Annotated in this window: 20 protein-coding genes, 1 pseudogene and 1 riboswitch; of the genes and pseudogenes, 13 read left to right on the top strand and 8 right to left on the bottom strand. The window is 42.7% G+C overall.

Features of this window, described 5'->3' with window-relative positions; genetic code table 11:
- Positions 1-66 precede the first annotated feature (66 nt).
- From ade (NCCP133_RS17625) to NCCP133_RS17590, 8 genes and pseudogenes are all read right to left on the bottom strand, one after another.
- Positions 67-1,803, bottom strand: a complete 1,737-nt coding sequence (gene ade / locus NCCP133_RS17625) for an adenine deaminase (RefSeq protein WP_264806416.1) — start codon at positions 1,801-1,803, stop codon at positions 67-69.
- A 136-nt stretch (positions 1,804-1,939) separates the two neighbouring features.
- Positions 1,940-3,307 (bottom strand): NCS2 family permease, encoded by a 1,368-nt coding sequence (locus NCCP133_RS17620; protein ID WP_264806415.1) that lies wholly within the window; start codon positions 3,305-3,307, stop codon positions 1,940-1,942.
- Positions 3,308-3,546: 239 nt separating this feature from the next.
- Complete coding sequence (locus tag NCCP133_RS17615) at positions 3,547-3,861, bottom strand: XdhC family protein (protein ID WP_264806414.1); 315 nt, start codon at positions 3,859-3,861, stop codon at positions 3,547-3,549.
- A complete protein-coding gene (locus NCCP133_RS17610; protein ID WP_264806413.1) occupies positions 3,840-4,670 on the bottom strand; it encodes an XdhC family protein in 831 nt (276 codons plus the stop codon). Before NCCP133_RS17610 ends, NCCP133_RS17615 begins: the two co-directional genes overlap by 22 nt.
- A gap of 8 nt (positions 4,671-4,678) precedes the next feature.
- Positions 4,679-6,867 (bottom strand): annotated as a pseudogene (locus tag NCCP133_RS17605) (xanthine dehydrogenase family protein molybdopterin-binding subunit).
- Between the two features lie 119 nt (positions 6,868-6,986).
- A complete protein-coding gene (locus NCCP133_RS17600; RefSeq protein ID WP_264806412.1) occupies positions 6,987-7,862 on the bottom strand; it encodes an FAD binding domain-containing protein in 876 nt (291 codons plus the stop codon).
- Positions 7,863-7,874: 12 nt separating this feature from the next.
- Complete coding sequence (locus NCCP133_RS17595) at positions 7,875-8,462, bottom strand: nucleotidyltransferase family protein (RefSeq protein ID WP_264806411.1); 588 nt, start codon at positions 8,460-8,462, stop codon at positions 7,875-7,877.
- A complete protein-coding gene (locus NCCP133_RS17590) occupies positions 8,462-8,953 on the bottom strand; it encodes a (2Fe-2S)-binding protein (protein WP_264806410.1) in 492 nt (163 codons plus the stop codon). Before NCCP133_RS17590 ends, NCCP133_RS17595 begins: the two co-directional genes overlap by 1 nt.
- Before the next feature lie 193 nt (positions 8,954-9,146).
- Positions 9,147-9,245, bottom strand: a riboswitch (purine riboswitch).
- A 161-nt stretch (positions 9,246-9,406) separates the two neighbouring features.
- Here NCCP133_RS17590 and NCCP133_RS17585 point away from each other — a divergent pair.
- From NCCP133_RS17585 to NCCP133_RS17525, 13 genes are all read left to right on the top strand, one after another.
- Positions 9,407-9,757, top strand: a complete 351-nt coding sequence (locus NCCP133_RS17585; protein ID WP_264806409.1) for a DUF2294 domain-containing protein — start codon at positions 9,407-9,409, stop codon at positions 9,755-9,757.
- A gap of 563 nt (positions 9,758-10,320) precedes the next feature.
- The gene (gene allB, locus NCCP133_RS17580; RefSeq protein ID WP_264806408.1) at positions 10,321-11,778 is read left to right on the top strand and encodes an allantoinase AllB; all 1,458 of its coding nucleotides are present in this window, start codon (positions 10,321-10,323) and stop codon (positions 11,776-11,778) included.
- 19 nt (positions 11,779-11,797) lie between these two features.
- Positions 11,798-12,388: a cysteine hydrolase family protein gene (locus NCCP133_RS17575; RefSeq protein ID WP_264806407.1), complete on the top strand. Its 591-nt coding sequence runs from the start codon at positions 11,798-11,800 to the stop codon at positions 12,386-12,388.
- Positions 12,389-12,422: 34 nt separating this feature from the next.
- On the top strand, positions 12,423-12,968 hold the full coding sequence (locus tag NCCP133_RS17570) for a UbiX family flavin prenyltransferase (RefSeq protein ID WP_264806406.1): 546 nt from the start codon (positions 12,423-12,425) through the stop codon (positions 12,966-12,968).
- Positions 12,965-14,302 carry a UbiD family decarboxylase gene (locus NCCP133_RS17565; RefSeq protein ID WP_264806405.1) on the top strand — a complete coding sequence of 446 codons (1,338 nt, stop codon included), beginning with the start codon at positions 12,965-12,967 and terminating at the stop codon, positions 14,300-14,302. The genes NCCP133_RS17570 and NCCP133_RS17565 overlap by 4 nt, the downstream gene beginning before the upstream one ends.
- A 73-nt stretch (positions 14,303-14,375) precedes the next feature.
- On the top strand, positions 14,376-14,639 hold the full coding sequence (locus NCCP133_RS17560) for a BMC domain-containing protein (protein ID WP_309298089.1): 264 nt from the start codon (positions 14,376-14,378) through the stop codon (positions 14,637-14,639).
- 16 nt (positions 14,640-14,655) lie between these two features.
- Positions 14,656-15,642 carry a hypothetical protein gene (locus NCCP133_RS17555; protein ID WP_264806404.1) on the top strand — a complete coding sequence of 329 codons (987 nt, stop codon included), beginning with the start codon at positions 14,656-14,658 and terminating at the stop codon, positions 15,640-15,642.
- A gap of 50 nt (positions 15,643-15,692) precedes the next feature.
- On the top strand, positions 15,693-16,127 hold the full coding sequence (locus tag NCCP133_RS21905) for a BMC domain-containing protein (RefSeq protein ID WP_309298088.1): 435 nt from the start codon (positions 15,693-15,695) through the stop codon (positions 16,125-16,127).
- A 25-nt stretch (positions 16,128-16,152) separates the two neighbouring features.
- On the top strand, positions 16,153-16,437 hold the full coding sequence (locus tag NCCP133_RS17545; protein WP_264806402.1) for a BMC domain-containing protein: 285 nt from the start codon (positions 16,153-16,155) through the stop codon (positions 16,435-16,437).
- A 2-nt stretch (positions 16,438-16,439) separates the two neighbouring features.
- The gene (locus tag NCCP133_RS17540) at positions 16,440-17,165 is read left to right on the top strand and encodes a hypothetical protein (RefSeq protein WP_264806401.1); all 726 of its coding nucleotides are present in this window, start codon (positions 16,440-16,442) and stop codon (positions 17,163-17,165) included.
- A 39-nt stretch (positions 17,166-17,204) separates the two neighbouring features.
- Entirely contained in the window at positions 17,205-17,483 is a 279-nt protein-coding gene (locus tag NCCP133_RS17535; RefSeq protein ID WP_264806399.1) for a EutN/CcmL family microcompartment protein, read from the top strand.
- A gap of 3 nt (positions 17,484-17,486) precedes the next feature.
- The gene (ade, locus tag NCCP133_RS17530) at positions 17,487-19,298 is read left to right on the top strand and encodes an adenine deaminase (protein WP_264806398.1); all 1,812 of its coding nucleotides are present in this window, start codon (positions 17,487-17,489) and stop codon (positions 19,296-19,298) included.
- A gap of 60 nt (positions 19,299-19,358) precedes the next feature.
- Positions 19,359-20,042 carry a cyclase family protein gene (locus tag NCCP133_RS17525; RefSeq protein WP_264806397.1) on the top strand — a complete coding sequence of 228 codons (684 nt, stop codon included), beginning with the start codon at positions 19,359-19,361 and terminating at the stop codon, positions 20,040-20,042.
- Positions 20,043-20,072 lie beyond the last annotated feature (30 nt).

Here is a 20,072-nt window from a genome sequence, read left to right as displayed (position 1 = left end):
AAAAAACAAAAACCCCGGATGAATATTTTCATACGGGGGTGTGAGTAATTGAATCATGTGTGTTTCTTATTCGTAAACAGAAATATGCTGAAATGTATTCACAGAGAATAAACCTTTATCAGTGAGCTTAAGATCAGGGATAACTGGGAGGGCCAAAAAAGATAGTGTCAGAAAAGGATTGAATAGCATGCTGCAGCCAACTTTACGCAAGGCCTGGTTTAATTCTGTCAGCTTTTCGTAAATAAAGGCTGAATTCTGATTGGTCATTAGGCCTGCAATAGGGAGGGCCAGTTCAGCTGTAACCTGGCCATCCTGGACTACTGCCAGGCCGCCTTTCATTTCAGCCGTGTGGTTAATCGCAAGGAGCAAATCTTCGTCTGAAGTACCTGCAGCGACAATATTATGTGAATCATGTGCCACAGTTGAAGCGATCGCCCCTTTTTTTATTCCAAGGCCCTTAATAATCCCAAGCCCTATGTTGCCTGTATGATGGTGCCTTTCAATTACGGCTAACTTCAACAGATCTTTCTCAGGATTTGGCACGAAGAAACCGACAACGCTGTCCGGTTTTTCCACTAGATGCCTGGTCACAATACTGTTGGGTATGATCCCAATTATATTGACACTTCCAGTTCCTGTCGCTATTTGTAAATCTTCTATTTTTATACTGTTCATCTTGACACTGTCAACAATAGAAGGGGCTGGAGCAGCACTGCACTTTGAAGAGGATTTACAGGAGCCGCTTTCAGCAGCAAGCTTTCCGCTTTTATATACCTTATTGATTTGAACCGTGTTCAAGTCGCTTAAAAACACGAGGTCTGCTTCATAACCGGGAGCAATAGCTCCTTTATGCTTGAGTCCGAAACATTCTGCTGCGTTAAGGGTAGCCATCTGGATCGCAAGAATCGGATCGATTCCCTGGTTGATGGCCATTCTTACATTATGATCGATACTTCCTTCATTCATTAAATCATCGAGATGTTTGTCATCAGTTACAAATAAGCAGCGGCGAGCATTTTGTTCATTGACAGCTTTCAAAAGTGAAATCAAGTCTCTGGCAGCAGATCCTTCTCTTAGCATTACATACATCCCTCTGCGGAGACGATCCAGAGCTTCTTCTGCATGAATGCATTCATGATCTGTTCGAATGCCGGCTGACATGTATACATTGATTCCATCTGCATTCAGCCCGGCAGCATGCCCGTCTATGAATTTGCCTTTCCTGCCCGCACGTTCCAGCTTTTTAAGCATTTCTTCACGTTTTTCCATAACAGCAGGATAATCCATTACTTCACCAAGGCCGATAACCCTAGGATGAGTATAAAACTGTTCAAGGTCATGATCGGTGAGTTCGGCACCGGCATTTTCAAATGGAGTTGCAGGCACACAGGAAGGGAGCATGAAATAGACATCTAAAGGAATATCTTCTGATGATTCCAGCAGGAAATCTATGCCTGAAGATCCGCTGACGTTTGCTATTTCGTGAGGATCCGCGATGACGGTTGTTACTCCATGCGGAAGAACGACGTTGCTGAATTCAGCAGGGGTGACCATGGCAGATTCTATATGAACGTGGCCATCAATGAAGCCGGGGACAATATAGCTTCCCTCTGCATCAATGGTTTCGAATCCTTCATAATCACCCAGTCCTGCTATAAAGCCATCTACAATCGCGATATCTTCATGAAGGATTTCCCTGGTAAAAATATTTACGACTTTTCCATTTTTAACAACCAGATCGGCAGGAGTCCTTTTGGTTGCCACGTCAATTCTTCTTCTTAATGCCTCAATGGTAGGTTTCATTTTTAACTCCTTCCGTTAACCGAATAAAAAATAATAATATTCTTAATCTATAATTGAAACATCTAGCAGGCTGCCAGAAAGAGCTGTAAGCTGCCTTCTTTTTTCCTCACAGGAAGTGGCGTTCTGTTTTTTCTTCTTAATGGCCGCCCATCATAAAGTTGATAATAAAAGCAATGCTTACGAAATACATGATCCAGTGAATTTGGTCCCGCTTTCCGGTTAGAAGCTTTAAAAGCGTATAAGAGATAAAACCAAAAGCAAGGCCTTGTGCAATACTGAAGGTTAATGGCATTAGGACGATTGTTAAAAATACCGGAATAACATCGGTAAAATCATCAAAGCCGATATGCTTAATTTCACTAAGCATTAAAGCTCCGACGAGTATAAGGATAGGTGCAGTAGCTACGGATGGAATGAAATAGATTAGCGGAGCGAAGATCAGTGAAAGGAAAAATAGCGCACCTACTGTTAGGGCGGTAAGACCAGTACGTCCTCCTTCTGAAATCCCGGTAGCGTTTTCCACATATGCGTTTAGCGCCGTACTTCCAAAAGTGGCACTTGCCATAGTTCCGACGGCATCAGCCTGAAGAGCGCGGTCAAGATTTTCAATTTTGCCGTTTTCATCTGTTAGTCCGGCTTTTTGGGATAAACCGATCAATGTTGCTAAATTATCGAATAATTCTACAATCGTAAAGGAGAAAATGACTGAAATAATACCGTATTGCACCGCTCCCATAATGTCCATTGCCAAAAACGTTTCTGACATGCTTGGCAATGAGAGTGAAGCTATATCACTTATCGCTTTTGGGTAGGCAATAAAACCTACAATCATCGCTAGTATACTGGTGCCTAAAATGCTGATTAAAAGGGCACCCTTCACTTTTTTAGCCATTAAGATGGCAGACGTAATCAAACCGAAGATCGCAAGAAGAGGGCCAGTGCTTGTAATGTCTCCGAGTCCAACAAAAGTGGCTTCATTGGCAACAACAAGCTCAGCATTTTTTAAGCCAATAAAGGCAATGAATAAACCGATTCCTACGCCAATGGCTGACTTCATTACACTTGGGACACCGTCAACTATTTTTTGCCGTACACCGGTTACAGTCAGGGTGAGGAATACAACACCTGATATAAATACCGCTCCTAAAGCGGTCTGCCAGGAAAGCCCTTGGCCAAGAACGACCGTATAGGCGAAAAATGCATTTAACCCCATTCCAGGGGCAACCGCGACAGGAAAGTTTGCCCAAAGCGCCATTAAGAGAGTACAGAATACACTTGCATAAATGGTTGCTGCCAACGCGGCTTCCTTAGGTATACCCGCATCAGCCAATATAGCCGGATTGACAAAAATGATATAGCTCATCGTCATAAAAGAAGTAATGCCTGCCAGAATTTCCGTTTTAACATTCGTTTTCCGCTCAGACAGCTTAAAAAGCTTTTCCAAAACGCCCGCTTGAGAAGCTGGAGGAAGACCGGATCCTAAGTTTTTCTCAATACTTGACATTATAAGATCACTCCTTGCTCAAATTTGCATTCCAAGGTCAACAAGTCCTAGTGCAAATAAGCTGGAACAGTGAAAAATGTGAAAAATTGCTTTAATCTACCTGATAAAATAAAACCTTATTTTCTGATAATATCGAAATAACCGCTAAATTCCCAATTTATCCATAAAAAAATAAATATACAGTGAATTTTCATTTTTATCAGCGAAAATAAATTTCTCGCATTTGCCAGAATCCAAAATTACAATGGTTCAATAAATACATCCATGATTCCGCCACATATCCCGCCATCTTCATAAAAAAGACCTTTAGTGAGATCGATCTGCAGCTGGCTGTGCCTATTCATTTTAATCACTTCAAGCGCTTTTTCGATGACTTCGGCTTCCCCGCAGCCCCCGCCAATGGTACCCTCAATTCTCCCGCTATCATAAACGATCATTTTACTGCCGGCTTTCCGCGGTGTAGATCCCTTTGTGCGTATAATGGTGGCCAGTGCAGCTTTATCACCTCCTTTCATAATTTCAACTGAACGCTTTATAAGGTGTATTTGTTCCAAGTGCCAGCCCCCTCACGAAATCCTTTTTTGGCTTGTTCTTTGATTTTCTCACTTAACGAGTAGCCGGATTTTTGGTTTTTTACTTTTAAAATTTCAGCCATTACACTGACAGCAATCTCAGCAGGCGTTTCAGCCCCGATATCCAATCCTACAGGTGTATACAGGTGTTCAAAATTTTCAGTTGGATAATCCTTCCTAATTTCTTGAAACACACCGGATATTCTCCTCCTGCTGCCGATCATGCCGATATAAGCAGGATTTTCTCCGCGGTTCAATAATTCAGTCAAGCTTAAAACATCAAATTTATGACCTCTTGTTATAAGGAGGATATAGGTTTTATCTGTAATTTGTGCATTTCGAAAATAAGTTATATACGATTCGCAGACAACATCATCTATATCGGGAAAGCGGCTCCGATTTGCAAATTCTGGCCGGTCATCAATGACGGTTACATAGAAGCCCAGCATTTTCCCCATCTTGGCAATCGGTTCACAAACATGTCCTGCACCCGCAACAATGAGATGAAGGGGGGCAGGAAAATATTCTGCAAAGCATTCTACCATTTCGTTGCGGCAAAAAAACCTGACTGTACCGGATTGTTTTTTTGTGATGAATTTATGGCAGCTATCAATTAATTTAGACTTCAAGTCAGCTGGGAGGGGGGAATGGGTATATAATTTTCCGTCTGTGTGAAGCAAAGCCTTGGATCCAATTAGCCTGCTGTCAGAATGATCGGTTATTGTCAGCAGGAATATATCTTTGCGGTAATGTATCGTATCTTCTAGTTTTTTATACATATCTGGGTTCATCAATAGGATCACCTTACAGATTGAGTCTTTTGATTCTTAAGAGACTTTAATGCATTAAACACCCGTTCAGGAGTGGCAGGCAAATGGAAAATTCTTGCACCTGTTGCATCGTATATAGCTGACATAATCGCTGAAATGATCGGGATCATGACGACTTCACCGATTCCTTTAGCTCCAAAAGGACCTGATCTCTCTGCTTCTTCTACAGGAAAAGTTTCGATTAAAGGAGTTTCCCGAATGGTTGGAATAATATAATCTGTGAAGTTACGGGTCTTATGATAGCCTGCCTCGATGAGAATATCTTCATATAAAGTATATCCGATCCCCATTACAGCTCCGCCCTCTGTTTGGCCTTCAAGGCCTTGCGATTCATCACTTTTCCGGCATCGGGTATGGAAACAACCCGAAGGACATCTGTTTCGCCAGTCAGTGTATCTACTTCAACCAATACCACATGAGTCAAATACCCGTATAAATGATGGGGCGCACCACCCGATCCTTCAATTTCTTCTTTTTCCTTTGGAAGATAAAAATGGCCTTCAACCCTTGTGGTTCTTCTATTTTCATAAAGGTATTGATAAATAGATTGATAGGTTATTTTTTCTCCTCCTCCAGAAAGGTGATTGGTTTCGATCTCTATCTTTGATAAAGGAAGGTTAAGCATTTCACCTGCTGTTTCTGTCAGCATTTTCACCATATTGGGGGCAGCAGTTGCCACGGCGCGGCCTCCTGTATAGGTAGAGCGAGAAGCGGTGACTGTGCCTCCATCAAGCGTGCGGGACGTGTCACCCTGCACTACCTGAATATTTGAAATGTCACAATTGAGTATTTCAGCTGCAACCTGGGCATAAACCGTGCTATTGCCGCCTCCTATTTCTTCACAGCCAACCCCCACCAAAAACTTTCCATCCGGCAGCAGTTCAATGGATGCCGCCCCGTAATCTGGCAGTCCAATTCCCATTCCAATCCCGTGAAAGGAAGTTGCCAAGGATACGCCCCTTTTTTTCCAAGGCTCACTCGCTTCGGCTTTATATTTTTCTCTGTTTTTCCAAAGGTCGCATTTTTCAGCAGTTTCAAGAGTTCTAAATGTGCCGACACTTGATTTGACGATATGGCCTACACTCGAAACTTCTCCTTGATGGTAAACATTTTTTTTGCGCAGTTCTATTGGATCTATTCCCAGCTTTTCCGCTATCATGTCCATATGTGTTTCGATTCCCATACATACTTGATTAACGCCAAAACCTCTGAAAGCTCCGGCAATTCCATTGTTTGTGTAAATACAGAATCCTTCAAGATCTACATTCGGAATTTTATAGGGGCCGCAGGAATGTTCAATAGCAAGTGCAATGACAGCACCGCCAAGGGAAGCATAAGCACCGGTGTCGCCCATTGCCCTGACTTCATTTGCAAGGAGCGTTCCATCCCTTTTGGCAGCGGTTTTCATATGGACTTTAAAAGGATGGCGTTTCATTCCTGCAATTACGGATTCCTCGCGGCTATAATGGATTTTTACAGGTCTTCCGTTCGTATGCATCGCTAAAAGTGCAAGATAGATCTGTACAGTAATTTCATCTTTTCCGCCAAACGCACCGCCAATAGGGCTTGAAATAACACGGATTCGCTCAGGGTTATACGCGAGCGACCTGGCAATTTGCATTCGGTCCCGGTATGCATATTGACCCGGACAGCGGATCGTAATTAAGCCTTGTTCATCCATTACGCCCCATCCGCCTTCTGTTTCAATAAAGGCATGCATTTGCCGAGGGGAATAAAAGGTATTTTCCACGATAATATCCGCTACCTGAAATGCTTTTTTTGTGTCGCCATTTTTAATGGCTACATGGCTATGAATATTGCCGTCCGGATGAAGCTGAGGTGCAGAGGAAGACATGGCGAACTCTACATCTGCAACAACCTCCAGCGGTTCGTAATCCACTTTGATGAGAGATAGAGCCTGTTCCGCAATCTCCAGTGTTTCTGCAGCAACCAAGGCCACAGCGTCGCCTGTGCAGCGGACTACTTTTGAACAAAGGACAGGCTGGTCGGGCACTACGATGCCAAATCCGTTAAAGCCCGGGATGTCCTTGTGGGTTAGGACGCAGATGACGCCAGGGAGCTTTTGGGCTCCTTCCGTATCAATTTTGTTAATTTTGGCATGAGGGTATTCTGCTCTAAGGACTTTTCCCCAAACCATATTGTCAAATTGATAATCAGTCATATATTTCAGTTCACCTGTAACCTTTTCGGGAGCATCAATTCTTTTGACTCTTTTTCCAACCCATTTGAAGGAATCGGGGTTTGCATTGTTATAGGTCACCGGTTTTCCCACCTCCTCAGCAATCTGTACAGTCCTCTTTCCAGGAGCGCACTTGCCATATCTCGCCGATATAGGGCTGTGGCTCTGCCATCTGTAATAGGCAAGACTTCTTTCCAGGCTACTTTAGCAATATTTTGGATCAGTTCTTCTGTGAGAGGCCCTTGCGAAAGAAGGGACTCGCACTTTTTGGCACGGATGATTGCAGGACCGACAGAGCCAAATGCGATTTTCCCTCCATGGCAATGCTTTCCTTCGATCATCTTTAAGGAAATAGCCACATTCACGATTGAGATGGACTGGGCTTTCCTCGGACCCAGCTTTTGAAATATCCCTATTTCATTCGGATGCTGCGGCTGAATCAAAATGCCTGTAATCATTTCATTTTCTCTTAAGATCGTTCTTCCAGGACCTATGAAAAATTGTTCAATCGGTACGAGTCTTTTAGTATTAAGTGAACTGATTTCAATTAACGCCCCCAGTACATAAAGAGCTGGGATTGTGTCTCCTGCAGGGGAAGCTGTTCCGATATTGCCCCCAATTGTTCCCATATTTTGCATCTGAGTGGCCCCAACTTCTCGTGCCGCTTCCACCAGAACGTCCGCTTTTCTTTTCAACAAATCTGAACGCAATATGTCAGTATGGGTGGTCAAGGGGCCAATATGGATACAGCCATCCTTTTCTTCGATATAGCGTAATTCTTTTAAGTTTTTAATATTAATCCAAATTTCAGGCCGCCATTTTCCTTCTTTCATTCGTACTGCTGCATCTGTTCCGCCCGCAATTAGTTTATGCTTTTTACTTGATTGAGACAGATAAGTAAGGCATTCGGAGAGAGAGGAAGGGGAAAACATTTCTATATTGGAAACTAGCATATGCAAACCTCCTTATAAATCTTTTAATGCGCGATTGTAGTCTTCTGGGGTGTTTAAATTTAATAGAATTCCGGAATCGTCAACAAGAACTTCTTTAACATCATTTCGATATTTTTGAAAAATGCTTCTCAGTCCCTTTGTTTCTTCCTTAATGGATAGTAGCTCGTCAAACAAAACCCTAGAAAAGACTATGGGATGACCGTGTTTACCACGATAGACAGGAATGGCAATCAAGCTGTTTGATCCCATCTGTTCCGTATAAAGCCGTTCTAATGTTAGCTGTGATGCCGGCTGGTCAACTGCTGCAATTAGAATATTTGCCGCAGCCATGTCAGCTGCCTTAAGGCCGGCAATAATGGATGTGCATTTGCCGCTTTGAAAGCGATCATTTCTGACGACTTTGACGGGATAATTTTTTGCGATTTGCTCAAATCTTTCGGATCTATATCCCACTACAGCGATGACATTTGAAAAAGGCGATTGAAGCAATGTTCCAATCTGGTGCTCAAATAATGTCTGGCCGTGCCAAGGGAGCATTCCTTTTTGCTGCCCCATCCGGGCAGACAGTCCACCTGCCAGAAGAATGGCTGTTCCGCCCATTATCCCTTTACGGGTTCCTTTTCAGAACTATTTCTGGATGCCGCTGTCTGGACAGCTTTGATAATTTTTGTATAGCCTGTGCATCGGCAAAGGTTGCCGCCAAGAGCTGTTTTAATTTCATCCACAGCCGGAATATGGTCAATGCCATTTAAAAAAGCTTTCGCAGAAACGATAATTCCGGGTGTACAGTAACCGCATTGAGTGGCGCCTTCTTCAATAAATGATTCTTGAATTGCGTCCAGATTTGGATTCAAGCCTACACCCTCACATGTAATAATTTCCTGTCCGTCAGCCTGGCCGGCAAGAACAATGCAGGAACAGGCAGCTTCGTCATTGATCAGTACAGTGCATGAGCCGCATTCGCCTTTCCCGCAGCATTCTTTGCTCGCAGTCAGCCCAAGGTCCTCCCTGAGGACATCGAGTAGGCTTTTAGCAGGCGGGCAGGAAATGGAGTGCACAGCTCCATTAACTTTTAATTGTATGGTTTTCAAAATTAATGCCTCCTTAAGAAATGGCTTCCATGTAGCCCATTAAGTTGGATGGGTATTTAGACCCTTTTTTCAGCTTCGGATTTGGCGTAAATGTCTGGAAGTTTTTGCTTTTTAATAAAGATATTATGCTTTTTCTTGTAAATAGACTAAAAAAACATAAAAAATTCCCAAACCAGAAAAGAGATCATGTGCTCATTAAGCACTCTCTTTTCGTAGTCAGGAATTTACGGTTCCTAGTAGAAACCCTCAAACCAATTTTTGAGGCTATACGAAAATTCGATAGATATTATTAAATTTTTGAGAGGATTATCGCCAATTTTTATAGAAAATTAGGGGTAAGCTGCTTTGAAGTTTAATAGCACAGGTAATATTTTGTCAAGTCTAAATTTTCTGAAAAATAATATTGACGCATAAAATCAGTTTGTTTATTATAGTGTTTAACAGGAGGACATTATGACTGTAACCTCATCTCATTTTCTTCCAACTTTTAAAAAAGATCTGGCTCATATTTATAATCGCATTAACCAGGAGATTTATGGAGTAGGAGTCAAAAAACAGAGGATTGAAATCTTTGATGACAGAGTGATTATTTTTGCACAGCATAAGCGAGTGCAGGCACTGACTATGTTAAGCAAAAACTACAATCAACTGACCATTTCGGTTGATTCTGCATTGATTTCAGAGTTTAAATCGTTATTTAAGGTCCATATTGAACAAACTCTTCATCTCGATGTTAAAACAATTCTTAAAGATTATGATCCTGTGACAGAAGAAGCCTGCACAATAATTTATTTAAAAGAGTAAAAGTTATATTACACGGTGGGATAGCTGCGTAAAACGCAGCTATCTTAGAAAGATATAAGCGGTTCCTTCAGCTTTTGTTTACCGAAAGTTTTATGAAACCGCAGCAATAGGGCATCCATGTGTGATGTTTTCTATTGCTGCGGTTTTTTTATATTCATTTTTAGGGAGGTGAATTCTTATTTTGTTCCTGGTCCATGCAGTAAAAACAAGGAATAAAACCTGAAATCTTTGAAAAGTTAATTCCTTGGAAGCGGGGCTTTGGGTTCCGGCGGTCTTGGCCATGTACGAGTGTGCTGTCTTTGTACCGCTTAACGTTGGTCCTGACATAAGCCTTGTTTGATTTTTTGAAGTGTCGGATTACTAGCGGGAAATGGAATAGTATTTGGAAGTCTTACAGCAATTTTATTAAATTTGGTATTTAATCATAAAGAATTAAATATAAGTGATAGAGAAAGAATCGCCTGAGATTAAAAGGAGGTCATTCAGCTGAGGCGATTTAATAGAATTATTTCTTTCAATCTGCTTTATAGCAGAAATCCAAATAATAGATAGGAGCAAGGTAAATGGATTTAATTTTGAAAAACGCTAATATTCCTCAGGGAGATCGACAAGTACTAACTAATATTCTTGTAAATGATAGGAAGATTGTGGGCTATACAAATGATATCAGTTTCCTAAATGCAAAAAAAGTAATTGATATAAAAGGTAAGCTCGTGGTTCCAGGCTGTATTGACCCGCACACTCATTTCATGGATCCAGGCTTTACCCATAGAGAAACATTTGCTACTGGCAGCAGATCTGCCGCGGCTGGGGGGCTGACTACCATTATTGATATGCCTTGCTGCAGCAAGCCGTCTGTCCGTGATGGGGATAGCTTTAACAAGAAAATTACGCCGATCAGGGATCAGGCTTATATAGACTATTGCTTCTGGGGGGGCATGACTGGCGAAGATGCACGAGAAGGATGGATTGACAATATTTATCCGCAAATTGATCAGGGAGTTGTGGCTTTCAAGGTTTATATGACACCTTCAGTGCCTACTTTCCCTAAAGTATCTGATGCCGAAATGCTTGAGATATTTTCAAAAGTAGCCAAAACCGGTCTGCCAATAGGCGTTCATGCTGAAAACTATGATATTTGTACGTTCAATTCCCAAAAGCTTGAAAAAGAAGGCCGGATGGATGGCCCTGCCTGGGCAGAAGCAAGATCCAGCCTCGCCGAAAAAGTAGCAATTGAGCTCATCTTAAGCTTTGCGGAAGCTACGGATGCCCGTGTTCATGTGGTTCATATGAGTACAAAGGAAGGCGTGGAGCTTGTCAAAGCAGCAAAGAAACGCGGTGTAAAAGTTACAGCTGAAACTTGCCCGCATTATCTTGTGCTAAATGCCAAAGATGCAATGACAGAACGTGGTGCTTTTGCAAAAATTGCTCCTCCATTGCGCGGTAAGGAAGATAATGAATCGCACTGGCAGGCACTTGCCGACGGAACGATCGATTTTGTAGGAACAGATCATGCTCCATACGAAATTGCGACTGAAAAAGATTATCCTGGAGCGACAATCTGGAATACGTTTCCTGGAATTCCTGGAGTAGAAACAATGGTTCCAATTCTAGTAAGCGAGGGCTTGAATAAAGGCCGCCTATCCCTATCCCGTTTTGTTGAAGTGACAAGCAGGAATGCAGCAATCCATTACGGCATTTATCCGAAGAAAGGTTCCATGGAAATAGGGGCAGATGCAGACTTTACGGTCATCGATCTAAATAAAGAATATGTAATTGATGAACAAAAAACAGAATCCATGGCTAAATACAATCCGCTTCATGGCATGAAGCTTAAGGGCAAGCCAGTACAGACGATCGTTCGCGGAAATGTAGTATTTGAAGAAGATAAAGGAATTACCGGTGAAGCTGGCTACGGAGAGTATGTAGCGCGCCAAAGCATTCAGCGCCTGGAAAGAATATTTAAATATGAAAAATATAATGAAGTGAAAGTATCTTCCAAAGAAACGGTTAAACAATAAAGGGAGAGGTTGGGATTGGATGGAACTAAGAGGAAATAAGCATTGTGTAGTAATTATTGATATGCTGAATGATTTTATCGGGGAAAAGGCTGCTTTACGCTGCGAAAACGGCGAAAAAATCGTTCCGAAAATACAGGAGCTCATTGAATTTGCCCATGAAAATAACATTCAGGTGGTCCATGTCCAGGAAGCCCACCGCAAGAATGACCGTGATTTCCGGGTGCGGCCAGTTCATGCAGTAAAAGGTACATGGGGTTCCCAGTTCATTCCCGAACTGCAGCCTGATGAAAGCAAGGGTGACTATGTGGTGCAAAAAAGACGTCACAGCGCATTCAGCTACACAGATTTCGACCTTTTCTTAAGAGAGGAAGAAATTGATACGGTGGTGTTAACAGGTGTTTGGACGAATGTCTGTGTACGAAGCACAGCGTCTGATGCTTTATATCATGGCTATAACGTTATCTGCATTTCAGATGGAACTGCCTCTCAGGATGATGATATGCATGTATCAGGTTTGCGTGATATTGACATCTTTGGGGACATTTTAACAACCGAAGAATATAAGGATTTGGCTAAAAAGAAGTTCTCCCAAGATAATAAAGTTGTCTAAATCACTTACATCCGAAAGAAAAAAGCGGATATTAGTGGGAATAACCGGGGCAAGCGGATCACTGTACGGATATACATTGATCCGCGCCCTCCACCAACTGGGAATAGACACGCATTTGGTTGCAACGGAGATGGGAGAAAAGGTCATGCAATTTGAATGCGGAGTCAAAATGGAGGAGCTCAAGGAATATGCCACTATACATAGCAACCGGAACCTTTTTGCATCGGTTGCGAGCGGCTCTTTTCAGACAGATGGGATGGTGATTGTTCCTTGTTCCATGAATACATTGGGTGCAATTGCAAATGGAGTGGGAGACACCCTACTAAGCAGGGCAGCGAGTGTAGTGCTAAAAGAAAACAGGAAGTTTATTATTGTTCCGCGAGAAGCTCCTATCCATTTAATCCATTTGCGCAACATGACGGCTCTCGCTGAAAGTGGAGCTTGCATCATGCCTGCATCGCCAGGCTTTTACCATAAGCCTACAGAAATATGGGAGCTTGCCAATTTCATGGTTGCCCGCATATTGGATATGCTGGATATCGATCATCAGCTGCTGGAAAGATGGGGGGAAGCGCAATGAACCCATTAACAATGAGGGTTCTCCTGGATAACTGGGAAGACCGAGGCTTGCTGCATCGAGTGAGAAAAGAAGTAGATCCCTTATATGAACTTGGCGCTGTTATAAATACAAAAGAAGGCAAAGAACCTTTTCTTTTTGAAAAGGTCAAAGGATACCATACACCTATGGCTGCCGGCCTTGGGGGAGACAGAGAGCTTCTTGCTGATAGCATGGGCATTAAAGCATCTGAACTGATTCCTAAAATTATTGATTCGATTGTCAATCCGATACCCACTACTCTCAAGCAAACAGGTCCAGTCCAGGAAAATTTAGTGACGGGTGATTTTGATCTGGCAGATTTGTTCCCGATTCCAACCTATCACGCTGATGATTCAGGGGCTTATTATGTATCAGGAATCCTGGTTGTAAAAGATTTGTCAGGACAGAAACGCTATACCTCCATTAGAAGAATGCAATATTTAGGGGGAAACCGCACCAATATCCTTATCACTTCTCCCGAACTCATGGAGCAATATGCCCATTATGAAGAAATGGGAGAACCGATGGAAGTAGCGGTTATGTTTGGTGTTGTACCTGCTGTTGTCTTAAGCTCGCAGATTAGCACTCATCTCTATCACACAGACAAATTGGATGTAGCAGGTGCATTACTTGGACAATCCCTTGATGTTGTCCAATGCAAGACAGTAGATTTGGAGGTCCTGGCCGAGGCAGAGATCGTTCTTGAAGGCCGGATGCTTCCTCATGAAAGAGAAATGGAAGGGCCATTTGGCGAACTTGCAGGGTACTATGGAACCCGAACTCCTCAGCCGATCGTTGAATTTTCTGCTGTTACCTACCGTAATGATGCGATCGCTCAGACTATTTTCCCTTCAAGCTATGAAGAAAGGCTTCCAATGGCATTGGTCAGGGAGGCAACCTTATTCAGTACGGTCAGGCAGGTTGTTCCCAATATAAAAGCAGTTCATATCCCTATGGGAGGCGTTGCCCGTTATCATGCGGTAATCCAAATTAAAAAAAAGCATGAAGGGGATGGAAAACAGGCTGCACTGGCCGCTTTTGCCAGTGATAAAGATTTGAAGCATGTAGTAGTTGTGAATGATGATGTGGATATTTTTGATTCGGACGATGTGGAATGGGCCATTGCAACCAGGGTTCAGGCTTCTGATGATGTCTTTATTGTCCCTGGTGCAAAAGGATCTCCGCTGGAATCTTCTCACCATTTAAAGGGAGTCACCGACAAAATGGGAATCGACGCTACTTATCCGCTTGGAAAGGAAGAGTTATTTAAGAGAACATCGATTCCGTTTGCAGTGAATCTTGAAGACTATTTATAGTAATTTGAAAATATCTAAACCTTCTAAGTTTAAAAAATAGCACCTTCCGCTGTCTCTATAGAGGAGGATTAAAATGAAAGCAATTGGCATGATCGAAACAAGGGGGTTAACAGCTGCGATTGAAGCTCTCGATTCAATGGCTAAAGCTGCAAATGTAAGTTTAGTTGATATGAAACGGGTGGGATCCGGTCTGGTTACGGTTATCATAGAAGGTGATGTAGCCGCGGTAATGGCAGCTGTGGAGGTCGGGAAAACAGCCCATAGCATGATGGGAGGAGAGCTTGTATCTGCAAACGTAATCCCCCGCCCTCATTCTGAATTGAGCAAAATTTTATAAAGGAGGCTGGAAATAGGTGTCGGATTTCATAAAAAGCGTTGTACAAGAAGTTATGAAGCCGTATCAAAAGCCGAAAAGTAATCCTATTACGGCCAAACCTCCCCAAACCCAAAGAAGAGAATATCTCCCTTTAAAGGAGATGACTGTAAAAGAGAAAATACCGGGGATTAACCGGCCCAACTACCAAAGGGCCAATATGGATAAAAGACTTTCAGCTTCAGTTTCTGCTGCAAATATCGATAAAAGAACCCAGCAAACAAAACCAGTAATCGGGCATAAATCTTATGAAGGATCAGGATTCCAGGCAAAAGTCAATGCAAAAGAAACGCTCTCAAAGCTTCAGACCATCTCCCTTGTTCAGGGAAAAAGGCCAGCAGGCACCAATCCATCTTTTCTTTCAAAAGAAAGCCGCAAAGCCGGGGAAAGCAAGCTTATTGGCCAGACAGGAGATGGCATAAAGGCCTGGCTTTTCCAAGATTTGGCTCACAGTCTCCAAAATGCTTTCCAACGGTCCTTAAAATCCGCTTCAATTGGAGTAATTACTTCCGAAAGATGCACAGTTTCTCAACTGTTTTATTTGAATGACATTCTCAGAGAAAACCCTTCACTAAAGTATTGTCTAACTTGGGATAAAGAAAGCCGGCAAAGCTTCATTTTAGAACTGTATGAAGAAAATGAGCAAAACCTTTTAAATGCGGTTAAGAATTTTTACAAGCAAGCTTCCCAGCGAACTTATCATCCTGTTCAAACTCAGGTAACAAAGTCCCCAAGCGCCTGGCTGACTAAGCAGCTTGATATAAAGGCTTCTGTCAGCGGAGCTGCAGTGCTTGAAGGGATTGATTACTACACAGGCATATTACTGGCGGACCGTTATTTAAAGAGAAATCCTATTCCTTCTGCAGGATTTTCTTTTGAGAAAAACTATCTTCTGATTCATGGGGAATATGATTCGGTCTTAAAGGTTTCAGAGGATCTTAAAAAGGAAGCGCAAAGAATCAATTAAGAATTAAGTACTTTACGCAGAAGTAATTTACCAGGAAGGAGGCAAAAGGGTTGCAGGCATTAGGGTTGATCGAAACAGTTGGTTTCACCACAGCTGTTTCTGCAGCGGATGCTGCGGTAAAAGCGGCTGATGTAGAAATTGCAGGAATCGAAAAAGTAATCGGTGTTAACGGCTATCTAGGGGTTACCATTCACTTTAATGGAGATGTGGCTGCGGTAAAATCAGCTGTAGATGCAGGTGTAAGTGCGGCTGAAAGGGTTGGCAGGGTCATATCTTCACATGTTATACCAAGAGCCCATAGTGAGGTTTCCGGGAAGCTTCTTCAAAAATTTAAGCTGAATGAAAAAATGACCGGCGGTACGGAAACAGGCTCTGAAGAAACAAAAGCTCAGGCTGATAATGAGGGTGAACCGAAAGCAAAAACTGCTTCGAAAAAGAAAGAAAAGAAAAAGAGCCATAACAGTACGGATGCCGATAAAGAGTAACCACCATTTATAAGGAGGAAATATCATGGGAGAATCATTGGGATTAATTGAGACAAAAGGACTTGTCGGTGCTGTTGAAGCAGCGGATGCAATGGTAAAAGCTGCAAATGTTGAGATTTGCGGTTATGAAAAAGTGGGCTTCGGACTTGTAACCGTAATGGTCAGAGGGGATGTCGGAGCTGTTAAAGCTGCAACGGACGCAGGGGCAGAAGCCGCGAGCCGCGTAGGTGAACTGGTATCTGTCCATGTAATCCCCCGTCCGCACAGTGAAGTTGAAAGAGCCTTGCTATCCAAAAAGATCGGTGAATAAACATGGAGCAAGTGATGCAGAGTGAAATGGCCATACACACTCTGCAGGAGATTTACCATCGTAGAGAAGTTTTTCATAAGAAACCATATGTCCTGGCTCTATTAACCTTTCATATGATCGGAATGGAACCAGGGCTATCTTACTTAAGGAATTTAAATAAAAAATCTAATAGATTTCGAGTTTCTGGTGATGAGTCATTCCTTGCCAATATGCAGCCGGGAGAGCTAATTAGGAGTATTGGAAATGATGATTGGATTCCACTGAGAAACATAAAAAAATCCTATATAAGTGAGATAAACGGCATTTTTCTCCCAATCCTTTCTTTTTCTTTGATAAATGACCTTCTGAGTCTTAACGAACAAAGGCCTTTCGTCCGTCTGATTTTGGAAGCTCTTTTAAAAGGTAAAAAGGTCGTGGCTTTAAAAACCGGCGCAGATCCATATGACTCCTATTGGAAAATGGAAGGCATGGACAAGGGGCCTGTGCTATTAAAAAGAAAACTGCACAATCAGCTTCTTCAGTTAAAATCCATGGGAATAAGTGTAATAGCTGTTCACGAAAATGCTGATTTCTCAACTGCATTCAAAAAATCAGTCATCACAGAGGGAATAGTCCGAAATGCTCATCAAAGAAATATGACAGAGTTAGAAATCCAGGGAGGAAGCATCATTACGCCTCTTGCCAGGGATACAGCCAGGGAATTAAATATTTTGCTAAAAACACTTTAGCGTCTATTTAGGCAAAATCAATTAAGGGAGAAGGTTAGTATGCAAATGGGAATGGTGGTGGGCCGTGTAACTGCCACAAGGAAAGATGAACATTTAACAGGCACCAAACTATTAATCACTCAGCCTATTGGATTGGACGGGAGTATGTTGCCGAACCCCATTATTACCGTTGATACTGTTGGAGCAGGAATAGGAGAAAAAGTCATCTATGTGACTGGCAGCATGGCTTCACGAGCAGTCCAAAATAAAGAGGCTCCCATTGATGCAGCGATTATTGGAATCATTGATAGTGTGGAAGGAACGAAGACAGGGGGTTAAACAGTGGACGTAAAAAGAATTAAAGAGGCAATCCAGCACCGCAAACTGATTGATGTTTTGCTGGATGCTAATCAATTTGCAGATCTGGTTCTCGAAGGCGGGTATTTTATCAATGTGATCACCCGTGAAATTTATATAGCAGATGTTGCCATTAAGGGTGAATATATTTTAATGGCTGGTGAAGCAAAAGAGCTGATCGGGCCTAAAACGAAAGTGGAAAATGTAAAGGGCAAGTTTATTTCTCCAGGTTTTATCGACTCGCATATGCATTTTGAAAGTGCCATGCTGACATGCACGGAATTTTCGAAGCTGTCCATTCCTACAGGAACGACGACGTTAATCGGCGACCCGCATGAAATAGGCAATGTGCTTGGAGTGAAAGGCATGCAGGCTATGATTGAGGAAGCTAAAACATTGCCAAACCGGATTTTGTTTACGGTTCCTTGTGCTGTGCCGGATGCTCCAGGATTAGAAACATCAGGATTTGATATCACTTCCAAAGATATGAAGGAGCTTCTTGCGGATGACTATGTTCAGGGGATCGGCGAGATTCAAAGCTTCAGCAACATTGGACCTGTTTACGAGCATGCACCTGAGCTGATTGATGACCTGGTTTCTGCAGTATCTTATGCGAACTCAATTGGAAAAACAGTGGAAGGCAACGCACCTGGACTTTTTGGAAAAGAGCTGGCAGCCCATATTATTAGCGGCGGATCCCATGTTTCCTGCCATGAAACGACGACAAAAGAAGAAACAGTGGAAAAACTCCGATACGGAGTAAGTGTATTTATGCGTGAAGGCTCTTCTCAGAGAAATATGGCGGATTGCATCCGCGCGATAACGGAAGATGGACTCGATTCAAGAAGGGCCATATTGGTTTCGGATGATATGGTGCCTGCTGACTTATTGAATTACGGCCATATGAATGACATCATACGCCGCACCATTGCAGAGGGGATTGATCCAGTAGAGGCAATCCAAATGGCAACCATTAACCCTGCCACACATTTTGGATTTAAAGATGTAGGTGTGATCGCACCAGGGAAAAGGGCGGATGTTGTAGTGATTAGCGACCTGCCAAGTATGACTGTTGATCAAGTATACCTGGCTGGTAAAAAGGCGGCTGAAAAAGGTGAATTGACAATGGACATTGCGCCTTACATATATCCGGAAAGTGTGAAAAAGTCGGTAAAGCGCAAACCAGTTACTTGGAGGGATTTAACTATTGAAGCGCCAGGAAGCCTTGCAAAAGTCAGGGCAATTGAAGCAATTCCTTATCAAAATCTAACCGGCGGGCGGGCGTTTACCCTCAATGTAAAAGAAACTGTTGTTCAGCCTTGCCTAAAGCAGGATGTTTTGCCGCTTCTAGTGCTAGAGCGCCACGGCCGGACAGGAAAAATCGGAAAAACATTTCTGCATGGTTTTGATTTGAAAAGCGGTGCCATTGCAGAGAGTGTGGCACATGATACACATAATATCATCGTTACCGGCACCAATTATGAAGATATGGCAATGGCGGTTAATCGGGTAATCGCCATGGATGGCGGAATTGCCATGATCAAGGACAGTAAGGTTGTAGGAGATCTGCCGCTGCGGATTGGCGGCCTAATGACAGATGAATTAACCGGCAAAGAAATGAGTGAAAAGGTTGATGAATTATCGCGGCTGGCAAAAGAGGTGCTGGGCTGCGGAATGGATGTTCCATTTATGCACTTATCTTTCTGGTCGCTTGTCACGAGTCCGAAATGGAAGATTACAGATATGGGCTTAGTTGATGTCGATAAGTTTGAAATCATTTCGACCATTATCAATTGAACATAAAAGCGGCAGGTCTGCCGCTTTTCATATACATTACTTTTTAAAAGGAGGAAAACCATGGGAGTAAAATTAGTTGATTTAACACAGGAAATTTATCAAGGCATGCCGGTCTTTCCCCTCCACCAAAAAACGATGATTTTCCCGAACATCTCCCACGAGGAAAGCGAAAAACAGGTTGGCTTCATGTTTGCCACTAATAATCTTTTAATCAATGAACACGGCCCTACCCATAGTGATGCCACATACGAATACGATCCAGACGGTAAATACATTGATGAAATGCCGCTTGAATATTTCTATGGGCCTGCTGTTTGCCTTGATGTATCCCACGTTCCCCCGGACAGATCAATTACCAGCCGTGATTTAGAAGATGCACTGCGAAATTCTCAGCAATTTATTGAAACCGGTGACATTGTTCTCTTATATACGGGCCATTATAAACGTTCATATGGTACGGAAAATTGGCTGACAACCTATACAGGACTCGACTATCACGCTGCTAAATGGCTGGCTGATAAAGGTGCTGTCAACATAGGCATTGATGCACCAGCGATTGACCATCCGGATGACCCTAAGTATTCAGGGCACCTGATTTGCAGGGAATACGCAATTACCAATACTGAAAACCTCTGTAATCTTGATCAAGTCGCAGGCATGCGGTTCTTATATTTCGGCTTGCCGCTGAGGATCCGAAAAGGCACTGGCTCCCCGATAAGAGCTGTAGCCGTATTTATTGAATAGGCTAGCGTACAGCTCCATCTTGATTCAGAA

Origin of the sequence: Cytobacillus sp. NCCP-133 (assembly GCF_026011715.1) — a bacterium.
Classification (GTDB): domain Bacteria; phylum Bacillota; class Bacilli; order Bacillales; family Cytobacillaceae; genus Cytobacillus.
This window is presented reverse-complemented; position numbering and strand designations above follow the sequence as displayed.